The 15627-nt window shown below is 67.7% G+C and carries 13 protein-coding genes; 4 read left to right on the top strand and 9 right to left on the bottom strand.

The window, feature by feature from the left end:
* Positions 1-10: 10 nt before the first annotated feature.
* The 4 genes from ACZ6YG_RS28960 to ACZ6YG_RS28945 form a co-directional block, all read right to left on the bottom strand.
* On the bottom strand, positions 11-3274 hold the full coding sequence (locus ACZ6YG_RS28960; protein ID WP_466019710.1) for a DEAD/DEAH box helicase: 3264 nt from the start codon (positions 3272-3274) through the stop codon (positions 11-13).
* A 236-nt stretch (positions 3275-3510) separates the two neighbouring features.
* Complete coding sequence (locus ACZ6YG_RS28955) at positions 3511-4905, bottom strand: protein kinase domain-containing protein (protein WP_466019709.1); 1395 nt, start codon at positions 4903-4905, stop codon at positions 3511-3513.
* Between the two features lie 10 nt (positions 4906-4915).
* The gene (locus ACZ6YG_RS28950; RefSeq protein WP_466019738.1) at positions 4916-5527 is read right to left on the bottom strand and encodes a vWA domain-containing protein; all 612 of its coding nucleotides are present in this window, start codon (positions 5525-5527) and stop codon (positions 4916-4918) included.
* Positions 5528-6181: 654 nt separating this feature from the next.
* The gene (locus ACZ6YG_RS28945) at positions 6182-6445 is read right to left on the bottom strand and encodes a hypothetical protein (RefSeq protein WP_466019708.1); all 264 of its coding nucleotides are present in this window, start codon (positions 6443-6445) and stop codon (positions 6182-6184) included.
* A gap of 313 nt (positions 6446-6758) precedes the next feature.
* Here ACZ6YG_RS28945 and ACZ6YG_RS28940 point away from each other — a divergent pair, with 313 nt between their 5' ends.
* Both ACZ6YG_RS28940 and ACZ6YG_RS28935 read left to right on the top strand, forming a co-directional pair.
* Positions 6759-7280 (top strand): SigE family RNA polymerase sigma factor, encoded by a 522-nt coding sequence (locus tag ACZ6YG_RS28940; protein WP_148037030.1) that lies wholly within the window; start codon positions 6759-6761, stop codon positions 7278-7280.
* Positions 7277-8473: a hypothetical protein gene (locus ACZ6YG_RS28935; RefSeq protein WP_466019707.1), complete on the top strand. Its 1197-nt coding sequence runs from the start codon at positions 7277-7279 to the stop codon at positions 8471-8473. The genes ACZ6YG_RS28940 and ACZ6YG_RS28935 overlap by 4 nt, the downstream gene beginning before the upstream one ends.
* An 84-nt stretch (positions 8474-8557) precedes the next feature.
* Here ACZ6YG_RS28935 and ACZ6YG_RS28930 read toward each other — a convergent pair whose 3' ends face one another.
* Positions 8558-9721, bottom strand: coding sequence for an acyl-CoA dehydrogenase family protein (locus ACZ6YG_RS28930; RefSeq protein ID WP_148037028.1), 1164 nt, complete (start codon positions 9719-9721; stop codon positions 8558-8560).
* A gap of 126 nt (positions 9722-9847) precedes the next feature.
* Here ACZ6YG_RS28930 and ACZ6YG_RS28925 point away from each other — a divergent pair, with 126 nt between their 5' ends.
* Positions 9848-11161, top strand: a complete 1314-nt coding sequence (locus ACZ6YG_RS28925) for a UDP-glucose dehydrogenase family protein (RefSeq protein ID WP_466019706.1) — start codon at positions 9848-9850, stop codon at positions 11159-11161.
* On the opposite strand, the gene ACZ6YG_RS28920 is transcribed toward ACZ6YG_RS28925, so the two are convergent.
* From ACZ6YG_RS28920 to ACZ6YG_RS28910, 3 genes are read right to left on the bottom strand one after another with little or no spacing between them, the layout of a single operon-like run.
* Complete coding sequence (locus ACZ6YG_RS28920) at positions 11137-12030, bottom strand: GNAT family N-acetyltransferase (RefSeq protein ID WP_466019705.1); 894 nt, start codon at positions 12028-12030, stop codon at positions 11137-11139. The two genes, ACZ6YG_RS28925 and ACZ6YG_RS28920, sit on opposite strands and share 25 nt — an antisense overlap.
* Positions 12031-12053: 23 nt before the next feature.
* Complete coding sequence (gene purE / locus ACZ6YG_RS28915; RefSeq protein ID WP_219543700.1) at positions 12054-12542, bottom strand: 5-(carboxyamino)imidazole ribonucleotide mutase; 489 nt, start codon at positions 12540-12542, stop codon at positions 12054-12056.
* 14 nt (positions 12543-12556) lie between these two features.
* Positions 12557-13732: a 5-(carboxyamino)imidazole ribonucleotide synthase gene (locus ACZ6YG_RS28910; RefSeq protein ID WP_148037025.1), complete on the bottom strand. Its 1176-nt coding sequence runs from the start codon at positions 13730-13732 to the stop codon at positions 12557-12559.
* A gap of 149 nt (positions 13733-13881) precedes the next feature.
* Here ACZ6YG_RS28910 and ACZ6YG_RS28905 point away from each other — a divergent pair, with 149 nt between their 5' ends.
* Positions 13882-14364, top strand: a complete 483-nt coding sequence (locus ACZ6YG_RS28905) for a GtrA family protein (RefSeq protein WP_148037024.1) — start codon at positions 13882-13884, stop codon at positions 14362-14364.
* On the opposite strand, the gene ACZ6YG_RS28900 is transcribed toward ACZ6YG_RS28905, so the two are convergent.
* Positions 14348-15625: an ATP-binding protein gene (locus ACZ6YG_RS28900; protein WP_148037023.1), complete on the bottom strand. Its 1278-nt coding sequence runs from the start codon at positions 15623-15625 to the stop codon at positions 14348-14350. The two genes, ACZ6YG_RS28905 and ACZ6YG_RS28900, sit on opposite strands and share 17 nt — an antisense overlap.
* Between the last annotated feature and the right edge of the window lie 2 nt (positions 15626-15627).

Here is a 15627-nt window from a genome sequence, read left to right as displayed (position 1 = left end):
CCGAGGTGCTTCATGACCGAGCGGCACGCTCGCCCTCCTCGCACAAATGCAGGAAGTCGACCAGCGGTTCGACGTCGCGAGGTGCCGTCTGAGGTGCGAACAGTTGCTTGGACCCCACCGCGATCAGCAGGCGCTTCTGTCGGCTCATGGCCACGCACATGCGGTTGCGCAAGGTGATGTGACCGTAGCGACGGCGCACCCAACGCTGGTAGGACGGGGAATCGGAGGAAGGCGGCTGTTCCCCCGGCGGCGGGCAACGGGTAACCGACAGGAACACGACGTCGAACTCCTTTCCCTGGAAGGCGTCCACGGTTCCGATGTGCAGTCTGTCCAGACGCTTGCCAGAGCGGTCGTAGCGGAGTCGTTCTACGACCTCGTGGCCTCGGTCGGTCAGCGTCGCGAGCCCGAGTTCTCTCAACTCTTTCCAGATCTCATTCGCTTGCGCGGAGTAGAAGGTGATGACGCCGAAGGTGAGCTGGGGAGCAGCGTCGAGCAGTCGCTGCACCTCTGCGGCAATGCGCTGAGCCTCGACGGGGCGGTATTTACTGCGATCACCGTATTCCTGCCCTACGGCGGGAGGTAGGTCGATCCACGCCGCCACCTTTCCCTCATAGCCGGGCAGGCTGTGGGCGAATTCCGTGGCCGGCCGCTTGGATTCGAGGGTGTTCCTATAGAAATTACGACTGACGAACTTGCCGAGTGTTGGGTGCATACGGAACTGAGTGTCGAGGGTAACTACCCGTCGCGTTGCCGCGCTCTTGTCGCCGAGACTGTGAAACAGTCGTTCGAAAAGGCTCTGCCGGAGCTGCTGGGGTGCGTCCGCCCGATCCTGGAACATGCGCTCCACGTCGGGCTCCAGCATGTGAGGGAGCTGGTGATGGTCGCCGACCAGGATGATGCGTCGGCCTGCGTGGATCAAAGGAATCATCAGATCGAGGGGGTTGGCGCGGGCCGCCTCGTCCACGATCACGGTATCGAAGACGACCTCGTCGATCCTGGAACTTTGCTTGGCATCGGCCATGGTTCTGGAACTGGCCTGCTGGCAGGTGGCGGCGTAGGAGGCGGTGTACTCCCGCAAAGTCCAGTTAACCGCGATCGGATCTCCTTCCAGCGCTTCCAGGAAATCCTGCAGCGCCAGCTCCGCCCCGTTCTCGGGAGAGTCGCGAAGCCGCTGTTCCAGCGTGTCGACGATCCGCTCCAGCAAGTTCGCCACATCTGGGTCCATTACGGGATCGGGCGCCGGCCCCGCTGGTCGCATCAGGAGGTCGAGCAACTCATCCTGGACCCGTGCGAGGTCCTCCAGCCGCAAGTCAGGGCCCTGAGATGGCCACTGGGCGGCGTCGGCTAGCAGATCCATGGGTCCGGCCAGGGCTGTACGGAGCGGCCCCTCTGCCTCTTCCGTATCCAACAGCGCGCGGAGCCAACGCAGCGCCTTTCCCGCCATGGTGGGGCCATCGTCTCCGAAGGATTCCGGTGTCGTACGAATCCCGCGCACCGCGCGCACTGCCAGGTCGAGTTCGTCGCGTGCGGTGAGCGTCCACGGCATCGCAGGCAGTTCGAGCTCGAGAGCCAGCATGCGCAGTTCGTCGGTGAGCCGTCCGGGCACCAGGCCCGCGACGAAATCCTCGATCTCCCGCAGCAGGCGAGCGAGGTCTTTCCCTGCGATGGGTGCCAGCAGGTAGCCTGCCACACGGATACTTGTCTCCCTGAGCGCGCGCACCCCACGCCCGCTGCTGGTGCCCTCTATCCGCGCCTGAAGGTGGCGCATGGTCTCCTGACGCCACCGGTCTGCCTGCACGGTTGTCCCGCGCCCCGCTCGGTCCACCTTCGACGCAGGCAAACCGTAGATCACTGACCGCTCGACCAGTTCGTCCACTGCGGCGTGCTGGTAACTGGTGAGAAGCATGCTGCCGCGCAGGTGCGCGTAGACTCGGCCCTCCTCGGACAGCCTGGTCTGGAGGGCGGTGATGACTTGTGTCTTGCCCGTCCCCGGAGGCCCCTGAATGATCGCGATGTCGGGGGTGTTCAGTGCGACGTCTAGGGCGTCCAACTGCGCGGGAGTCGGGTCGCCACCGCGGAAGCATGCAACTGCGGCGTCCGACCGCGGATCGATGTGCGCAGGTGGTGGCGGGGCCTCGACCGCCTCACCTTCAAGCAGAGACAATAGGTTGGGAATGCGGGTACCCCGATTCAGGATGCGTTGCCAGGCTTCCCGGCGCCGCAGCATCTGTTGCCTGTCACCGCGGTAGGACATGTAGAGGAAGCCCTTTGGGTCCGGTCTACTGGGACGACGGCGCACTGAGATGACCGGGTTTGCCCTGTCGTCTGTGGCCAAGCGGACATCGATGGTTCCCGCACGTGCGTTACTGTTGACCACGCGACCCCGGACGGTGGCCTTGTCAAGGGATTCATCGAGAAGGCCCCACTCACTTGGCATATCCGGTTGCGTCGTCTCGACGGCCTCTCCGTCGACTCTGGCGAGGAGGCCGGGCAAGCTCTGCGCGGCCTCCAGTTCCAGAGGCTCGTCTTGCTCCTCTCCCTTGGCGGCATTTTGGAAGAGCAGCCTCCCGGGCTCGCTCGCTAGGGATGACGGTGACACGGTGAAACGGACAAGGCCGCCGCGGAGTGTATCGACAGCGTCGTACCTCACGTACCCCGTCTCGATTACCCTCCTGGTGAGATACCGACTGTCGTAGCGGTTGTAGTCGTTCCACATGGCCAGAAAGCCTTCTCCCGCGGCGAGCCGGGAGACCTGGCGCTTCATCTCTGCCTGTAGCTTTGTGGCACGTGATTCATCGGTGAAGTCCACGTCGGATTCGACGAGCGTCAGCTGGCCTTGCTGGGCGTGCACTCCTTGCCGAGTGACCCGAGTGACCATGGCACGATCCCCGATGATGCGAACGTCTGCGGCCACACCGCGACCGTGAACACGGAAGGCTGCAGGGCGCTCGACGTCCAAGGCGACGCCAGCGGAGACGATCATGCGTTTAGGGGCGCCAGATGGCGAGCCGGGCCTAGCGGGGATCAGAAGCCGCTCTTTTAGCCAGGCGATGGCCCGATCGGGTTTCGGTTGACGGGACATCCGTGCAAGGCCGTAGACGGTGCGCAACGGTTTGTCGTCAACGCCGATCAGTAAGGGAGCGTGCCAGTCGTGGCCCCGCGGCCGAGCGTACCCGTAGAGGTTGACCGCTAGGTATTGCCGGGAACGTTCTCCTCTGCGCGAGCCAGGCACATGCTCCGTGGCCACAGCGATGGCGATCCGTGCATCGCTCATGCCTAGCTTCCATTGGAGCAGGCGGCTATCTTCCTGGGTTCTGCCCTCCACCATGGATCGGGCGCCCGCAGCCTCAGCGATGTAGCCACCAAGTGGTGTGTGACGAAGGATCACCTCGGTGACGTCAGGCTCTATCTCTGGGAGGACGCTAGGGCCTTGCCAGGACATCCAAATAAGCGTCGCCTGTCCTGGAATGGGATCCAGAGTCGCGCGTCCATTACCTCTAGGCATCCACCTCACCTCGCGATCTTCACGAACGTGAGCAAGCGATGAGCCTCTCGCTCCATGCCGAAACGCAGTACCCACGTAGGGGCGCCGCCCCTGCCTGGGATCGTTGACTCGGTACGCGGTTCGACCGGGACTACTGGATCTCCTCCCGGCGGGGAGAGCCACAAGGGGCGGTCCCACAGGTTGTGGACGACGAGCCGTCCATCGGTCTCCCATTTCAAGACGGCGACCCGCCGTTCGGGATCGTCATGATCGAGAAGCACGGTTCTGGCCGTAACAACAGCGCGCAGACCTTTCTGGATCACAAGCGCCTCGTTGCGGTCCACTAGTCGCGCACTCACGACATCGTCGGCCGGGACATACACTTGCGACCGGGCGAGCAAGGCCTGCGCCGCAGTCGCACCACACCACGGACAGGACATCCGATTCGCATAGAACGTGCCAGCGCAGCCAGCGCATTCAAGCGTCATGTCGGCCGCTTCGTTCAGCTTGAGCCGCCACTCTCTGACGGTTGGCCGGCTCACCGGTTCGTGTAGTGCGTCGACGAACGCCATCTTCGCGAGCTTCGCGAGCCCCGGCGTCAGAACCAGACTGCGGTCCAGACCGTAACTCGATCGGTTGGTCACGTCTTCTGGATGGTCGACCCATGGCATCTCGCCGGCGAACGCCATTGCCTGCAGACCGGGCGGGCCATCTTCCACCAAGTCGCCCAGAAAGGGGTGTATGATCGCGAGGGTCTCGAAGGCGAGCACGGCGAAGCCGTAAGCGTCGCTGACACTGCTCACACCGCCCTTGCCGGAGGAGATCTCCGGAGCGGCGTATCCTGGCGTCATCACCGCGCGGTCCCTGATCTCCGACTCCACCGCGACGTTATCCACATCGATCAACCACACCTGCTCATGTTCGATGGGCTCGGAAACCAGCACGTTCAGCGGGGAGAGGTCGCCGTAAGCCATTCCACGCGCGTGTAGTGCCGCCAGTGCCCCCGCCAATCTGGCCAGGACACGCAGCCGCCGCCGCAGCCCTCCCGCGCGGACATACCACTGGAGCACGTCTCCGTTCCTGGGCGGATTCGACAACGTCTGGATGGAGACCATGTCCTCCAGCAATTCCATGACATATCCGAGATTCGGCGGTGCGAGAACAGCCAGCGGACTGGACATGGGCAGACCCGCCAAGTCGAGACGGCGCACCAGCCGCAAGCGGCGGTGCAGTTCGAGTGCAGCCTTCTGGCTGGGGGCGTGCAGCAGCTTGACCGCTCTCCTACGGCCGGCCGCCCACACCTCGCCCTGGCCTCCGGCGCCAAGCTTGCGGGTCAGTTCCATAGCCGTGCCATCCTCTTGGCGCACGACCATGCGTGAGCCGAAGGTTGACCACACCGACTCCTCTTCGAGTCTGATCACCGCCGTCCTCTCAGCTCATGAATCCGAGTACGTCGTCGGCCTTCATCTCGGGCGGTGTGTCGGGCTGGCCGCTGCGCAGCTGCGTTGTCACGCTCATCGTGACCCAGGCGAAGAAGGAAGATAGCCGGTCAATCTCATGAGCGCGGACCACCTTCGTGGCATCCCCGGTGAAGGCTGTGAGCACCGCGAAGTCTTCGTCGTCCATTTCCTGGCCCACGCCGACGGCCAGGCGCACCGACTTGGCACCGCGGCGGGAGGAAACCAGGCGTTTCAACGGCTCCTGCCACTCATCGGTCGGTTTGCCGTCGGAAACCAATACGAGCGTGGCGGTATAGGCACGCTCGGGAATGGTGCTCTCGTCATGCAGTATCCCCTCGGCCAGGTCGAATGCCTGGCCCATGGGTGTGCCGCCGTCGGCGCGCATGTCGGTCCAGGCTGCTTGGGGCGCTGGGATCAAGGGCTGATGGAGCAAGGCTCCTCCACTGCCGAACGTCACGACGGCGACCCAAACCTCACCGCGTACGTTGTCCTCAGCAGCGAAGCTCCTGATCATTGAGCGGACACTCTCGTTGAGAACCTTGATCTTGCCTTGGGTGTGCATGCTCCCGCTTACGTCCGCCATCACGATGACAGGCAGAGGCCTCGGAGGCCGGGCGGCGGGGCGACTCGTGCCAGAAGTGTTCTCCATGACCTCTCCCGGAATGACATCCTGCTGATGCGTGATGGCTCTCCACGTCAGTCTGAGAAGAGCCGATTAGGATTTCTCCATTTAAAGGCGTTGTCAAGCGCTAAATGGTGGATCTTCCAACGGTGGCACTTCGCCTTGGACAAGCCATCTTGGAGGATCGCTGCTCTCAGCGGGGCAGATTCGCGAGAACTACCTACATGTCATATCTACTACCAGTCACATAGGTGCAGACGTCACTAATCTGACAAAATGCATATATAGACACATCGCAACCATAGTTGACAATCCAACTTATATGTGTATATTCGGGAATAAAGATCACCAATCTGGACATAGGGCAGTTCTCCGGATGTCGAACCGAATGCCGCAGGCCGACGCTTGGCGCCGCGTTCCGGTGGCCGGCAGTCCCCCCGCCACTCAAGGCCGGATCCACGGACCGGGCGGGAGCGGGGAGGGCGGTTGGTCAGCGCCTGGATTAGCGATGAGCATGAACCATGCAGGGATGTAGCCACGCTCTCGAACGGTAGCGTCGGAATCTTCGACGCACGCTGTAGGGGAGCGTGGGCAGAATCGCCAGCTCACCTGGTTTTACTGCTGGAACATTGCAGATGTCTCGAGCCATCGCTTGATCATCTCGCGCATATCCCCTTCCCGAAGTTCGTTCACCGTCTCCGTGCAGGCGCTGAGCAGGACCTGGCGCTGACCGGTGAGCTCCTGGCCGAAGCGCTGCGCGGCCGACCCGGTCCAGATGTTCTGCGCCATCAGGGCCAACGCCCGATCGAGACTGGTCCTGGCCTCGTCGGTGAGCTGCTCCGCTCGGCGTAACGCCTGTTCCACTTGCTCCCGGGTCATGCGCGACTCCCTCGGGCGCGATGATGGGCACGAGGTCGAGGTGTGACGCCATTGGACTGCGGTGCACAAGTCAGAGCAACCGAATCGCCGGGATTGCTCTGATATCCACCGCAGGCTCGACGTCCTTCCCCAGCGCTTTGCCAAGCCAAGGTGGCCATCACCATGCGCTGGATCTGGTTCGTACCCTCATAGATCTGCGTGTTTTCCGACGCCCCGCCCGTCCACCTGAGGAAACGCGACCCGAAGCCCTCACCGGACGGGACCGAACCTTTCGACGTGTCGCCGGCGTCCGTAACGGTCGAGAGGAGTCATTTTGGATCGCAATGACAGCTTCCGCGAGTTCGTCGCCGCCCATCAGCAGGCGCTGATGCGCACCGCGTACCTGCTCACGGGAGACGCCCACCAGGCCGAGGACCTGCTGCAGAGCGCCCTGCTGAAGGTGTTCGGCCGCTGGTTCAGGCTGTCGCGCGTCGAGTATCCCGAGGCGTACGCGCGCAAGGTGCTGCTGAATCAGTACATCTCGTGGCGACGGCGCCGGGTCAGAGCCGAGCTTCCGACCGCCGACCCGCCCGACCGGCTGTACTCGAGCGAGGACTCCACCATCGTGCGGCTCGTCATGCGCCGGGCTCTCATGCGGCTGCCGCCCCGGCAGCGGGCGGTGATCGTGCTGCGTTACTACGAGGACCGGACCGAACGCGAGACGGCCGAGCTGCTGAACTGCTCGGTCGGCACGGTGAAGAGCCAGGCCCACTACGCGCTGGCCCGTTTACGCGAGCTGGCGCCCGAACTGGCGCCGAAACTCTCAGACCTGGAAGCAGAGGAGGCCCGCCGATGACCTGGCTACGGGACGTGCTCGTCGATCTGGCCGACGACTCTCCGCAGGTGGACCTGGCCGAACGTACGATCGCGGCACATCACCGCAGGCGGCGTACGGTCGTCTCGCTCCTCGCGGCGGGCATGGTCGTGGTCGTCGCGCTTGGTGCGACGGCCGCCGTCCGGCTGTTGCCCGACAGGCGGCAGGAGGCCGCTTCCACAGGCGACCTGCCGGCGCGCGGGGTGGGGCCGCTGAGCCACGCGTACAAGACCTTCTGCGAGCCGGCCCGCGGGGAGGCGCCGAAGGGCTGCAAAGACGGAGGCTGGCGGGTGGTCACCCGGAGCGGCGAGACCTACCACGTGCCGGACGCGCTGCGCAGCCTCGCTCCCGGCCGCACCGGCCTGCGCGACAGCCCGCTGGCGATCAGCCGCGACGGCCGCAAGATCGCCTACTACAGCGCCGATGAAGGCACCTTCCAGGTCCGCGATCTGGCCTCCGGCCGGAAGACGACGGCCGCGCAGAAGGTGCCCAAGAGCCTGCTGGGCAGCGTCTCGCGACTGATGCTGTCGGACGACGGGCGGTTCGTCGCCTTCAGCAAGGTTCCGGACTTCAAGGATCCCGCGCTGCTCATCGACATGCGTGGCGGGGCCGTCCGCGAGTTGCCCAACCGCTGGGTCCCCATCGGTCTGTCCCCGGACGGCGCGACCATCACCCTCGCGGAGTACTCGCCGCGATCACGGCTGCGGACGATCTCCAACCTGTGGCCCAGTTCTTCCAAGGGCGACACCACGTCGGTCATCCTGCCGGTGGACTACCACTTCAGCCCTCTCGCCCCCGATGGCAGAACCGTCGCGGTGATCGAGAACCTCAGCACCGCCGAGCGGCCGTGCCGCCGCGGCGACCTGGCCCTCATGGACACGCTCACCGGCGAGAAGCGGAAGCCGACCGTCATCAGCGGCCTGCCCGCCGATGTCTCCCAGATCTCGCTGCGCACCTGGCTCAGCGCCGAGGAGGTCACCGCTCTCACCATGTCCGTGCGGTGCAGGCCGGCGTCCGACGTGCCGGACGACGAGCCCGCGGTGATCGACCAGCCGTACCGGACCATGACCGCGTACGCGGTGAACGTCAGGACCGGCAAGGCCAGGAAGCTGGCCACGTACAGAGCGCATGGCTTCTTCGAGATCGTCCTGCCCGGCCCTCCCGGGGCGCTATGACCTCAGGTGTGAACCGGGATCCCGGGACGACGAACCCCGCCCGTCCAGCGAGGCGAGGCAGGCGGGGTTCGTGCATGTCAGCGCCTACTTGAGGAGCTGCCGGGCCATCACCATGCGCTGGATCTGGTTGGTGCCCTCGTAGATCTGCGTGATCTTGGCATCGCGCATCATGCGCTCCACCGGGAAGTCCTTGGTGTACCCGTACCCGCCCAGCATCTGCACCGCGTCCACGGTGATCTCCATAGCCGCATCGGAAGCAGCGCACTTGGCCGCGCTCGACAGGAACGTGAGGTCCTTCTGCGGCTCACCCTTCATGGCCCGCTCCGACTTGGCCGCCGCGTGATAGGTGAGCTGCCGCGCCGCCTCCAGCTTCATCGCCATGTCCGCGAGCATGAACTGCACGCCCTGGAAGTCGGCGACGGCCTTGCCGAACTGCTTGCGCTCCTTGACGTACCCGACCGCGTAGTCCAGCGCTCCCTGCGCGATGCCGAGGGCCTGCGCGGCGATGGTCACCCGGGTGTGGTCCAGGGTGGCCAGCGCGGTCTTGAACCCGGTCCCGGGCGCGCCGATCATCCGCGACTCGGGGATGCGCACGTCCTCCAGGATCACCTGACGCGTCGGGGAGGCCTTGATGCCGAGCTTGCGCTCCTTGGGCCCGAACGAGACGCCCTCGTCCGACTTCTCCACCACGAAGGCGGAGATGCCGCGCGCCCCGGCCGACGGGTCCGTGACGGCCATGACCGTGTAGTACTCGGACACGCCCGCGTTGGTGATCCACATCTTGGTGCCGTTGAGCACGTAGTGGTCGCCGTCGAGGACGGCGCGGGTCTTCATGGCGGCGGCGTCGGAGCCCGCCTCCGGCTCGGAGAGCGCGTACGAGAACATGGCGTCGCCGCGGGCCACGGCGGGCAGGTACTGCTGCTTGAGCTCCTCGGAGGCCGACAGCATGATCGGCACGGTGCCGAGCTTGTTGACGGCGGGGATCAGCGAGGAGGAGGCGCAGGCGCGGGCGACCTCCTCGATGACGATGACGGCGGCCAGCGCGTCGCCGCCGGCTCCCCCGTACTCCTCCGGGACGTGGATGGCGTGCAGGTCGGATGCGACCAGGGCCTTGTAGACGTCCCAGGGGAACTCCTCGGCCTCGTCCGCCTCCGCGGCGCGGGGGGCGATCTTCTCGTCGGCGAGGGCCCTGACCGTCTCCCGGAGCATGTCGTGCTCTTCGGCGGGCGCGTACAGAGGAAAGCTCATGCACAGATAGTAGGACGTCCGAGCATCTTGCTACCAACCGGTACGGTTTGTGCTTGAGAAGAGGTGGCACGAAGAAGGGTGGGCGCGGGCCTGTAGCATTCCTCCGCAATGGAAAGGAGCTCACTCGTGCCATATCGCCTGACGGTGATCGGGACCGGCTACCTGGGCATCACGCATGCGGCCTGCATGGCGGATCTCGGCTATGAGGTGCTCGGCCTTGACATCGACGCCGACAAGGTCCGCTGCCTCAACAACGGCGAGCTCCCCATCCACGAGCCAGGGCTCGAACCCGTGCTCCGCCGCGGCCTCGAGTCCGGCCGCCTGCGCTTCACCACCTCCTACGAGGAGGCCGGCGCGTTCGGCGACGTCCACTTCGTCTGCGTGGGCACGCCGCAGAAGAAGGGCGAGTACGCCGCCGACGTGTCCTACATCGACGCCGCGATCGACTCGCTGGCCCCCCATCTCGACCGCGCGTCCCTGGTGGTCGGCAAGTCGACGGTCCCGGTCGGCACCGCGTCCCGGCTGGCCGACCGGTTGTCCGCGCTGGCTCCGGCGGGCGAGCAGGCCGAGCTGGCGTGGAACCCCGAGTTCCTGCGCGAGGGCTTCGCCGTGCAGGACACGCTCCACCCCGACCGCATCGTGCTGGGCGTGCGCTCCGAGCGGGCCGAGAAGGTGCTGCGTGAGGTCTACGAGCCGCTCGGCGACGTGCCGATGGTGGTGACCGACTTCCCGACGGCCGAGCTGGTCAAGACCGCCGCCAACTCCTTCCTGGCCACCAAGATCTCCTTCATCAACGCGATGGCCGAGGTGTGCGAGGCCGCTCACGCCGACGTGCAGCAGCTCTCGCTCGCGCTCTCGTACGACGACCGCATCGGCGGACGCTACCTGAACCCGGGGCTCGGGTTCGGCGGCGGCTGCCTGCCGAAGGACATCAGGGCGTTCATGGCGCGGGCCGGCGAGCTCGGCGCCGACCAGGCGCTGACGTTCCTGCGCGAGGTGGACGCGATCAACATGCGCCGCCGCGCCCGCATGGTCGACCTGGCCCGCGAGCTGGCCGGGGGTTCCTTCCACGGCTGCACGGTGGGCGTGCTCGGCGCCGCCTTCAAGCCCAACTCCGACGACATACGCGACTCCCCCGCCCTCGACGTGGCGGTGACGATCGGGCGGCAGGGCGGGCAGGTCACGATCTACGACCCGATCGCGCTCGACAACGTCCGCAAGGCACACCCCCAGCTCGCCTACGGCGAGTCGGCCCTCGACGCGGTACGGGGCGCGCACGTCGTGCTGCTGCTGACGGAGTGGCAGGAGTTCCTGGACCTGGACCCGGAGGCGCTGGGCGAGGTCGTGGCCACCCGCAAGATCGTCGACGGGCGCAACGCGCTCAACGCCGAGGCGTGGCGCTCCGCCGGGTGGCACTACCGGGCGCTGGGCCGCCCCTGACGCACCCACTGGGTGTGCACCGGCCGGTAGCCCTGGCGCGCCCAGAACGGGCCTGACAGCGGGTTCGCCACCGCGTGATGCAGCAGCGTCGTGGCCACGCCCCACGCGTCCAGCCGGGCGTGCGCGGCGGCGGCCAGCGCCGCGCCGACACCCCGGCCCCGTACGGCGGGGTCGGCGTACATGACGCCCAGGTAGGCGGCCGGCATCCGGGTCACCATGGAGGCGATCCACCGCGACCGGGGCGGCGGGTCGACGATGACGACGCCGGTCACCGCGCCGTCGTGCTCGGCCACCCAGGCCCACGAGCGGGGCAGCGTGCCGGTGAGATGCTCCCTGATCCTGGCGGGCGTCGACGGCCGCGGCGTGACCCAGCCGAACTGCGCGTCGTACGCCACCAGCGCCTCGTACAAACGCGCGATCCCGTCCAGGTCGTCAGCGGTGGCGGGCCGTACGCGCGGGTCCGTGGCCTGCCCGGCCGGGGGCCTGCGGGGGCGGGCAGCGACGGTGACCGTCGGGGCGAAGCCGCGGACGGCCAGGGCGCGGACGGCGGCGGTGTCGCGGCTGGACCACAGCACCGCGAGCGGGCCGGGCTCCCGCCGGGGCGCTGCCGTCCACGCGTCCAGCAGCGCGCCGAGCGCCGCCTCCGGGTCGGGGCCGCCGACGCGGGCGTGCAGCCGGTGGACGACGAGCGGGCCCCAGGTGGCGTTGAGTGTGTCAAGGCCGGAACGGTCCATCGAGGCCAGGCCGACGGCGCCGGGCACCTCGACGAGCTGCTCCCCGAGGCCGGGCTTGGGCAGCCGGTCCTGACCGCCGGCCAGCGGGTCGGCGGCGCGTACCCGGGCGGCGTGGCCCGCGAGCACGTCCAGCACGGCCCTCTCCCGGGGCGGGCGGATCAATCGGCCGGCTTCAGCGCCGCCGCCTCGGCGCGCAGCCGTTCGCCCTTGGCGTGCGCCTGCTCCTTGAGCCGCTCCTGGAACTCGACCATGCGGGCGCGCAGGGTTGCGTCGGTGGCGGCGAGGATGCGTACGGCGAGCAGGCCGGCGTTGCGGGCGCCGCCGACCGCGACGGTCGCGACGGGCACCCCGGCCGGCATCTGGACGATCGACAGCAGGGAGTCCATGCCGTCGAGGTACTTCAGCGGCACCGGCACCCCGATCACCGGCAGCGGCGTGACGGAGGCGAGCATGCCGGGCAGGTGGGCGGCGCCGCCCGCGCCCGCGATGATGACCTCGACGCCGCGGCCGGCCGCCTGCCTGCCGTACTCGATCATCTCGGCGGGCATCCGGTGGGCGGAGACGACGTCGGCCTCGAACGGGATCCCGAACTCGGCGACCGCCTCGGCGGCGGCCTTCATCACCGGCCAGTCGGAGTCGCTGCCCATGACGATGCCGATGCTCACGTGTACTCCCCGGTCATCAGGTAGACGGCGGCGTGGCGGGCGCGGGCCCTGACCTCGTCGAGGTCGTCACCGACGGCGGTGACATGGCCGATCTTACGGCCGGGGCGCACCTGCTTGCCGTAGAAGTGCACCTTGACGGCCGGATCGTGGGCCATGACGTGCTCGTACCGCTTGAACAGGTCGGGGTCGTCGCCGCCGAGCAGGTTGGCCATGACGACCACCGGCGCGGTCATGGCGGGCGTGCCGAGCGGCAGGTCGAGCACGGCCCGCAGGTGCTGCTCGAACTGGGAGGTGCGGGAGCCCTCGATGGTCCAGTGGCCGCTGTTGTGCGGGCGCATGGCCAGCTCGTTGACGAGCAGCCCCTGCCGGGTCTGGAACATCTCGACGGCCAGCAGGCCGGTGACGCCCAGCTCGTCGGCGATCCGCAGGGCGACGCGCTGCGCCTCGGCGGCCTCCTCGGGGTCGAGCCCGGGGGCGGGGGCGAGCACCTCTACGCAGATGCCGTCGCGCTGCACGGTCTCCACGACCGGGTAGCTGACGCCCTGGCCGTGCGGGGAACGGGCGACGAGCACGGCGAGCTCGCGCTCGAACGGCACGAACGCCTCCGCGAGCAGCGGGCCGCCGGCGGCGGCGAACGCCTCGGCCGCGGCCTCCTCCGAGTCGCACACCCACACGCCGCGGCCGTCGTAGCCGCCGGTGACCGCCTTGAGCACCACCGGCCAGCCGTGCCCGGCGGCGAACGCGGCCGCCTCGCCGGGGCCGGAGACGCGGGCCCAGGCCGGGCACGGGGCGCCGATCGCGGTCAGCCGCTCACGCATGACGGCCTTGTCCTGGGCGTGGACGAGGGCGTCGGCGCCGGGGTGGACGGCGTGGCCGTCGTCGATGAGCGCGCGGATGTGCTCGCCGGGGACGTGCTCGTGGTCGAACGTGATCGCGTGACAGCCTTCGGCGAACGCGCGCAGGTCGTCGAGGGAGCGGTAGTCGCCGACGCGGGTGTCGACGATGACCCGGGCGGCGCTCTCGTCAGAGGACCCGGCCAGCACGCGCAGTTCGACGCCGAGAGCGATGGCGGGGGGCTGCGACATCCGGGCGAGCTGTCCGGCGCCGACGATGCCGACGACGGGGCCGATGGGACTGTATGCGTTCACGTGAGGTGAGCATACCGGCCGCATTCCGGAGCGCTCGCAGGTAGAGCGCCCTCGGTGCGAACCGCGTCATAACGGGCAGTCTTCAGGAAAGAAGATGCTGACACGCCACGGTAAGGTACCCCGGTACGCTGAAGTGGTCATGGCGTGACGAGGCGGAAGGGCCGAGCAGACACGTGCGGTTCGTCAAGAGCTTGTACCAGCGGTTCGCCGCCCTTCTGCATGAGCTGACGAAGTTCGGCATCGTCGGAGGGCTCGCCTTCCTGATCGACCTGGGCGCGCTCAACTTCTTCCACCTGGTCGTCGGCATCGGGCCGATGACCTCGAAGGTCTTCGCCACGACGATCTCGACCACCTTCGCGTACGCGGGCAACCGCTTCTGGACGTTCCGCCACCGCGAGCAGAGCGGGCTGGGGCGCGAATACTTCCTGTTCTTCCTGATGAACGGCATCGCGCTGCTGTTCGGCGTGCTGGTGATCGGGTTCACCACCTACACGCTCAAGTTCGACGACCCGGTCAGCCTCAACATCGCCAACATCGTCGGCGTCGGCCTCGGCACCCTCTTCCGCTACTGGTCCTACAAGAAGTGGGTGTTCCTGGAGGCGACCACGCCGATCCCGGCCGAGCTGCCCGCGATCGAGCTCAGGCAGGACCGCTGACCACGCGGTTCCTGCCCGGGGCGTCGGCCGGGCGCAGGAAGACGGCGAACGTCGCCGGCCTCCTCCGTACCAGCTCCAGCCGTCCGCCGTCGGCGGCGGCCAGCGCGCGGGCGAGCGTCAGCCCGAGACCGGTGCCGCCGCCCCCGCTCACGTTCCTGTCGAAGATCTTGGGTGCGATCTCGTCGTCGATGCCCGGCCCCTCGTCGGTCACCTCGGTCACCACGTAGTTGTCGCCGCTCGTCGTGGTGACGGTGACGGTGCCGCCGCCGTGGCGCAGGGAGTTCTCCAGCAGCGTGGCGATGACCTGGCCGAAGCCGCCGGTGGTGGCCAGCGCCTTGAGGTCGCGGGTGCCTTCGAGCACGAGCCTGCGTCCCACGCCGCGGAAGACGGGGTCCCACTCCGTGACCTGCTGGACCAGCACCTGGTCGATGGAGGTCGGCTCGGCCTGGGAGTGACGCTGGCGGCGGGCCGCGGCGAGCAGCTCGTCGATCACCGCCGTGAGCCGCTCGGCCTGCACGATGGCCGCCTCGCCCTCCTCGCGCACGACCTCCGGGTGGTTGGAGGCGGCGACGATCTCCTCCAGGCGCATGGTGAGGCCGGTCAGCGGGGTTCGCAGCTGGTGTGAGGCGTCGGTGGCGAACTCGCGCTCACGGGTGAGCAGGTCGGAGATGCGGGTGGCGCTGCGGTCGAGTACCTGGGCCACCCTGTCGAGTTCGGGGATGCCGTAGCGGTGCTTGCTCGGCCGGGCGTCCCCGGAGCCGAGCCGCTCGGCGATCATGGCGAGGTCGCGCAGGGGCAGCGTGAGCCGGCGGGTCTGCACGATGGCCAGGCCGACGGCGACGGCGAGAGCCGCGACGGCCAGGGCGACGATCAGCAGCAGGCGCGCGTACACGTCCTGCTCGACCTGTGCCCTGTCGCGGCTCACCCGGACGAAGATGCCGCTGTCGGACTCCGCGTCCTCGGTCATCTGCTGACCGGACGGGGGTGGCGTGCCGACGACGGTGGCCTTCGGGGGGTTCCCGCGTTCGAATATCTGGATGTAGCGATCCGGATATTTCTGCTCCAGTTGCTGCGGGTCGAGCGGCGTCTCCTGGATCCGGGCGTACTCGACCTCGCCCACCAGGCGTGTCGCCTCCGCTCTGAGCTGCTGGGCGGCATCATCGACGATCAGCCGGCTGACGACGACGCCCAGGGGCACTCCGAGCAGAAGGACGGCGATGCCCGCGACGAGGAGGGTTGAAGTGAGCAGGCGTCGGCGCATGC

This window comes from Nonomuraea sp. NPDC054003, assembly GCF_055585125.1.
Note: the sequence above shows the minus strand (reverse complement) of the source record. Positions and strands in the feature narration are given on the sequence as shown.

Bases quoted from the DNA above. Each gene is read 5' to 3' on its own strand.
- ACZ6YG_RS28900 (WP_148037023.1), bottom strand. From the start codon at position 15,625: ATGCGCCGACGCCTGCTCACTTCAACCCTCCTCGTCGCGGGCATCGCC.
- ACZ6YG_RS28910 (WP_148037025.1), bottom strand. From the start codon at position 13,732: ATGCGGCCGGTATGCTCACCTCACGTGAACGCATACAGTCCCATCGGC.
- ACZ6YG_RS28950 (WP_466019738.1), bottom strand. From the start codon at position 5,527: ATGGCGGACGTAAGCGGGAGCATGCACACCCAAGGCAAGATCAAGGTT.
- ACZ6YG_RS28960 (WP_466019710.1), bottom strand. From the start codon at position 3,274: ATGAGCGATGCACGGATCGCCATCGCTGTGGCCACGGAGCATGTGCCT.
- ACZ6YG_RS28935 (WP_466019707.1), top strand. From the start codon at position 7,277: ATGACCTGGCTACGGGACGTGCTCGTCGATCTGGCCGACGACTCTCCG.
- ACZ6YG_RS28930 (WP_148037028.1), bottom strand. From the start codon at position 9,721: ATGAGCTTTCCTCTGTACGCGCCCGCCGAAGAGCACGACATGCTCCGG.
- ACZ6YG_RS28945 (WP_466019708.1), bottom strand. From the start codon at position 6,445: ATGACCCGGGAGCAAGTGGAACAGGCGTTACGCCGAGCGGAGCAGCTC.
- purE (WP_219543700.1), bottom strand. From the start codon at position 12,542: ATGGGCAGCGACTCCGACTGGCCGGTGATGAAGGCCGCCGCCGAGGCG.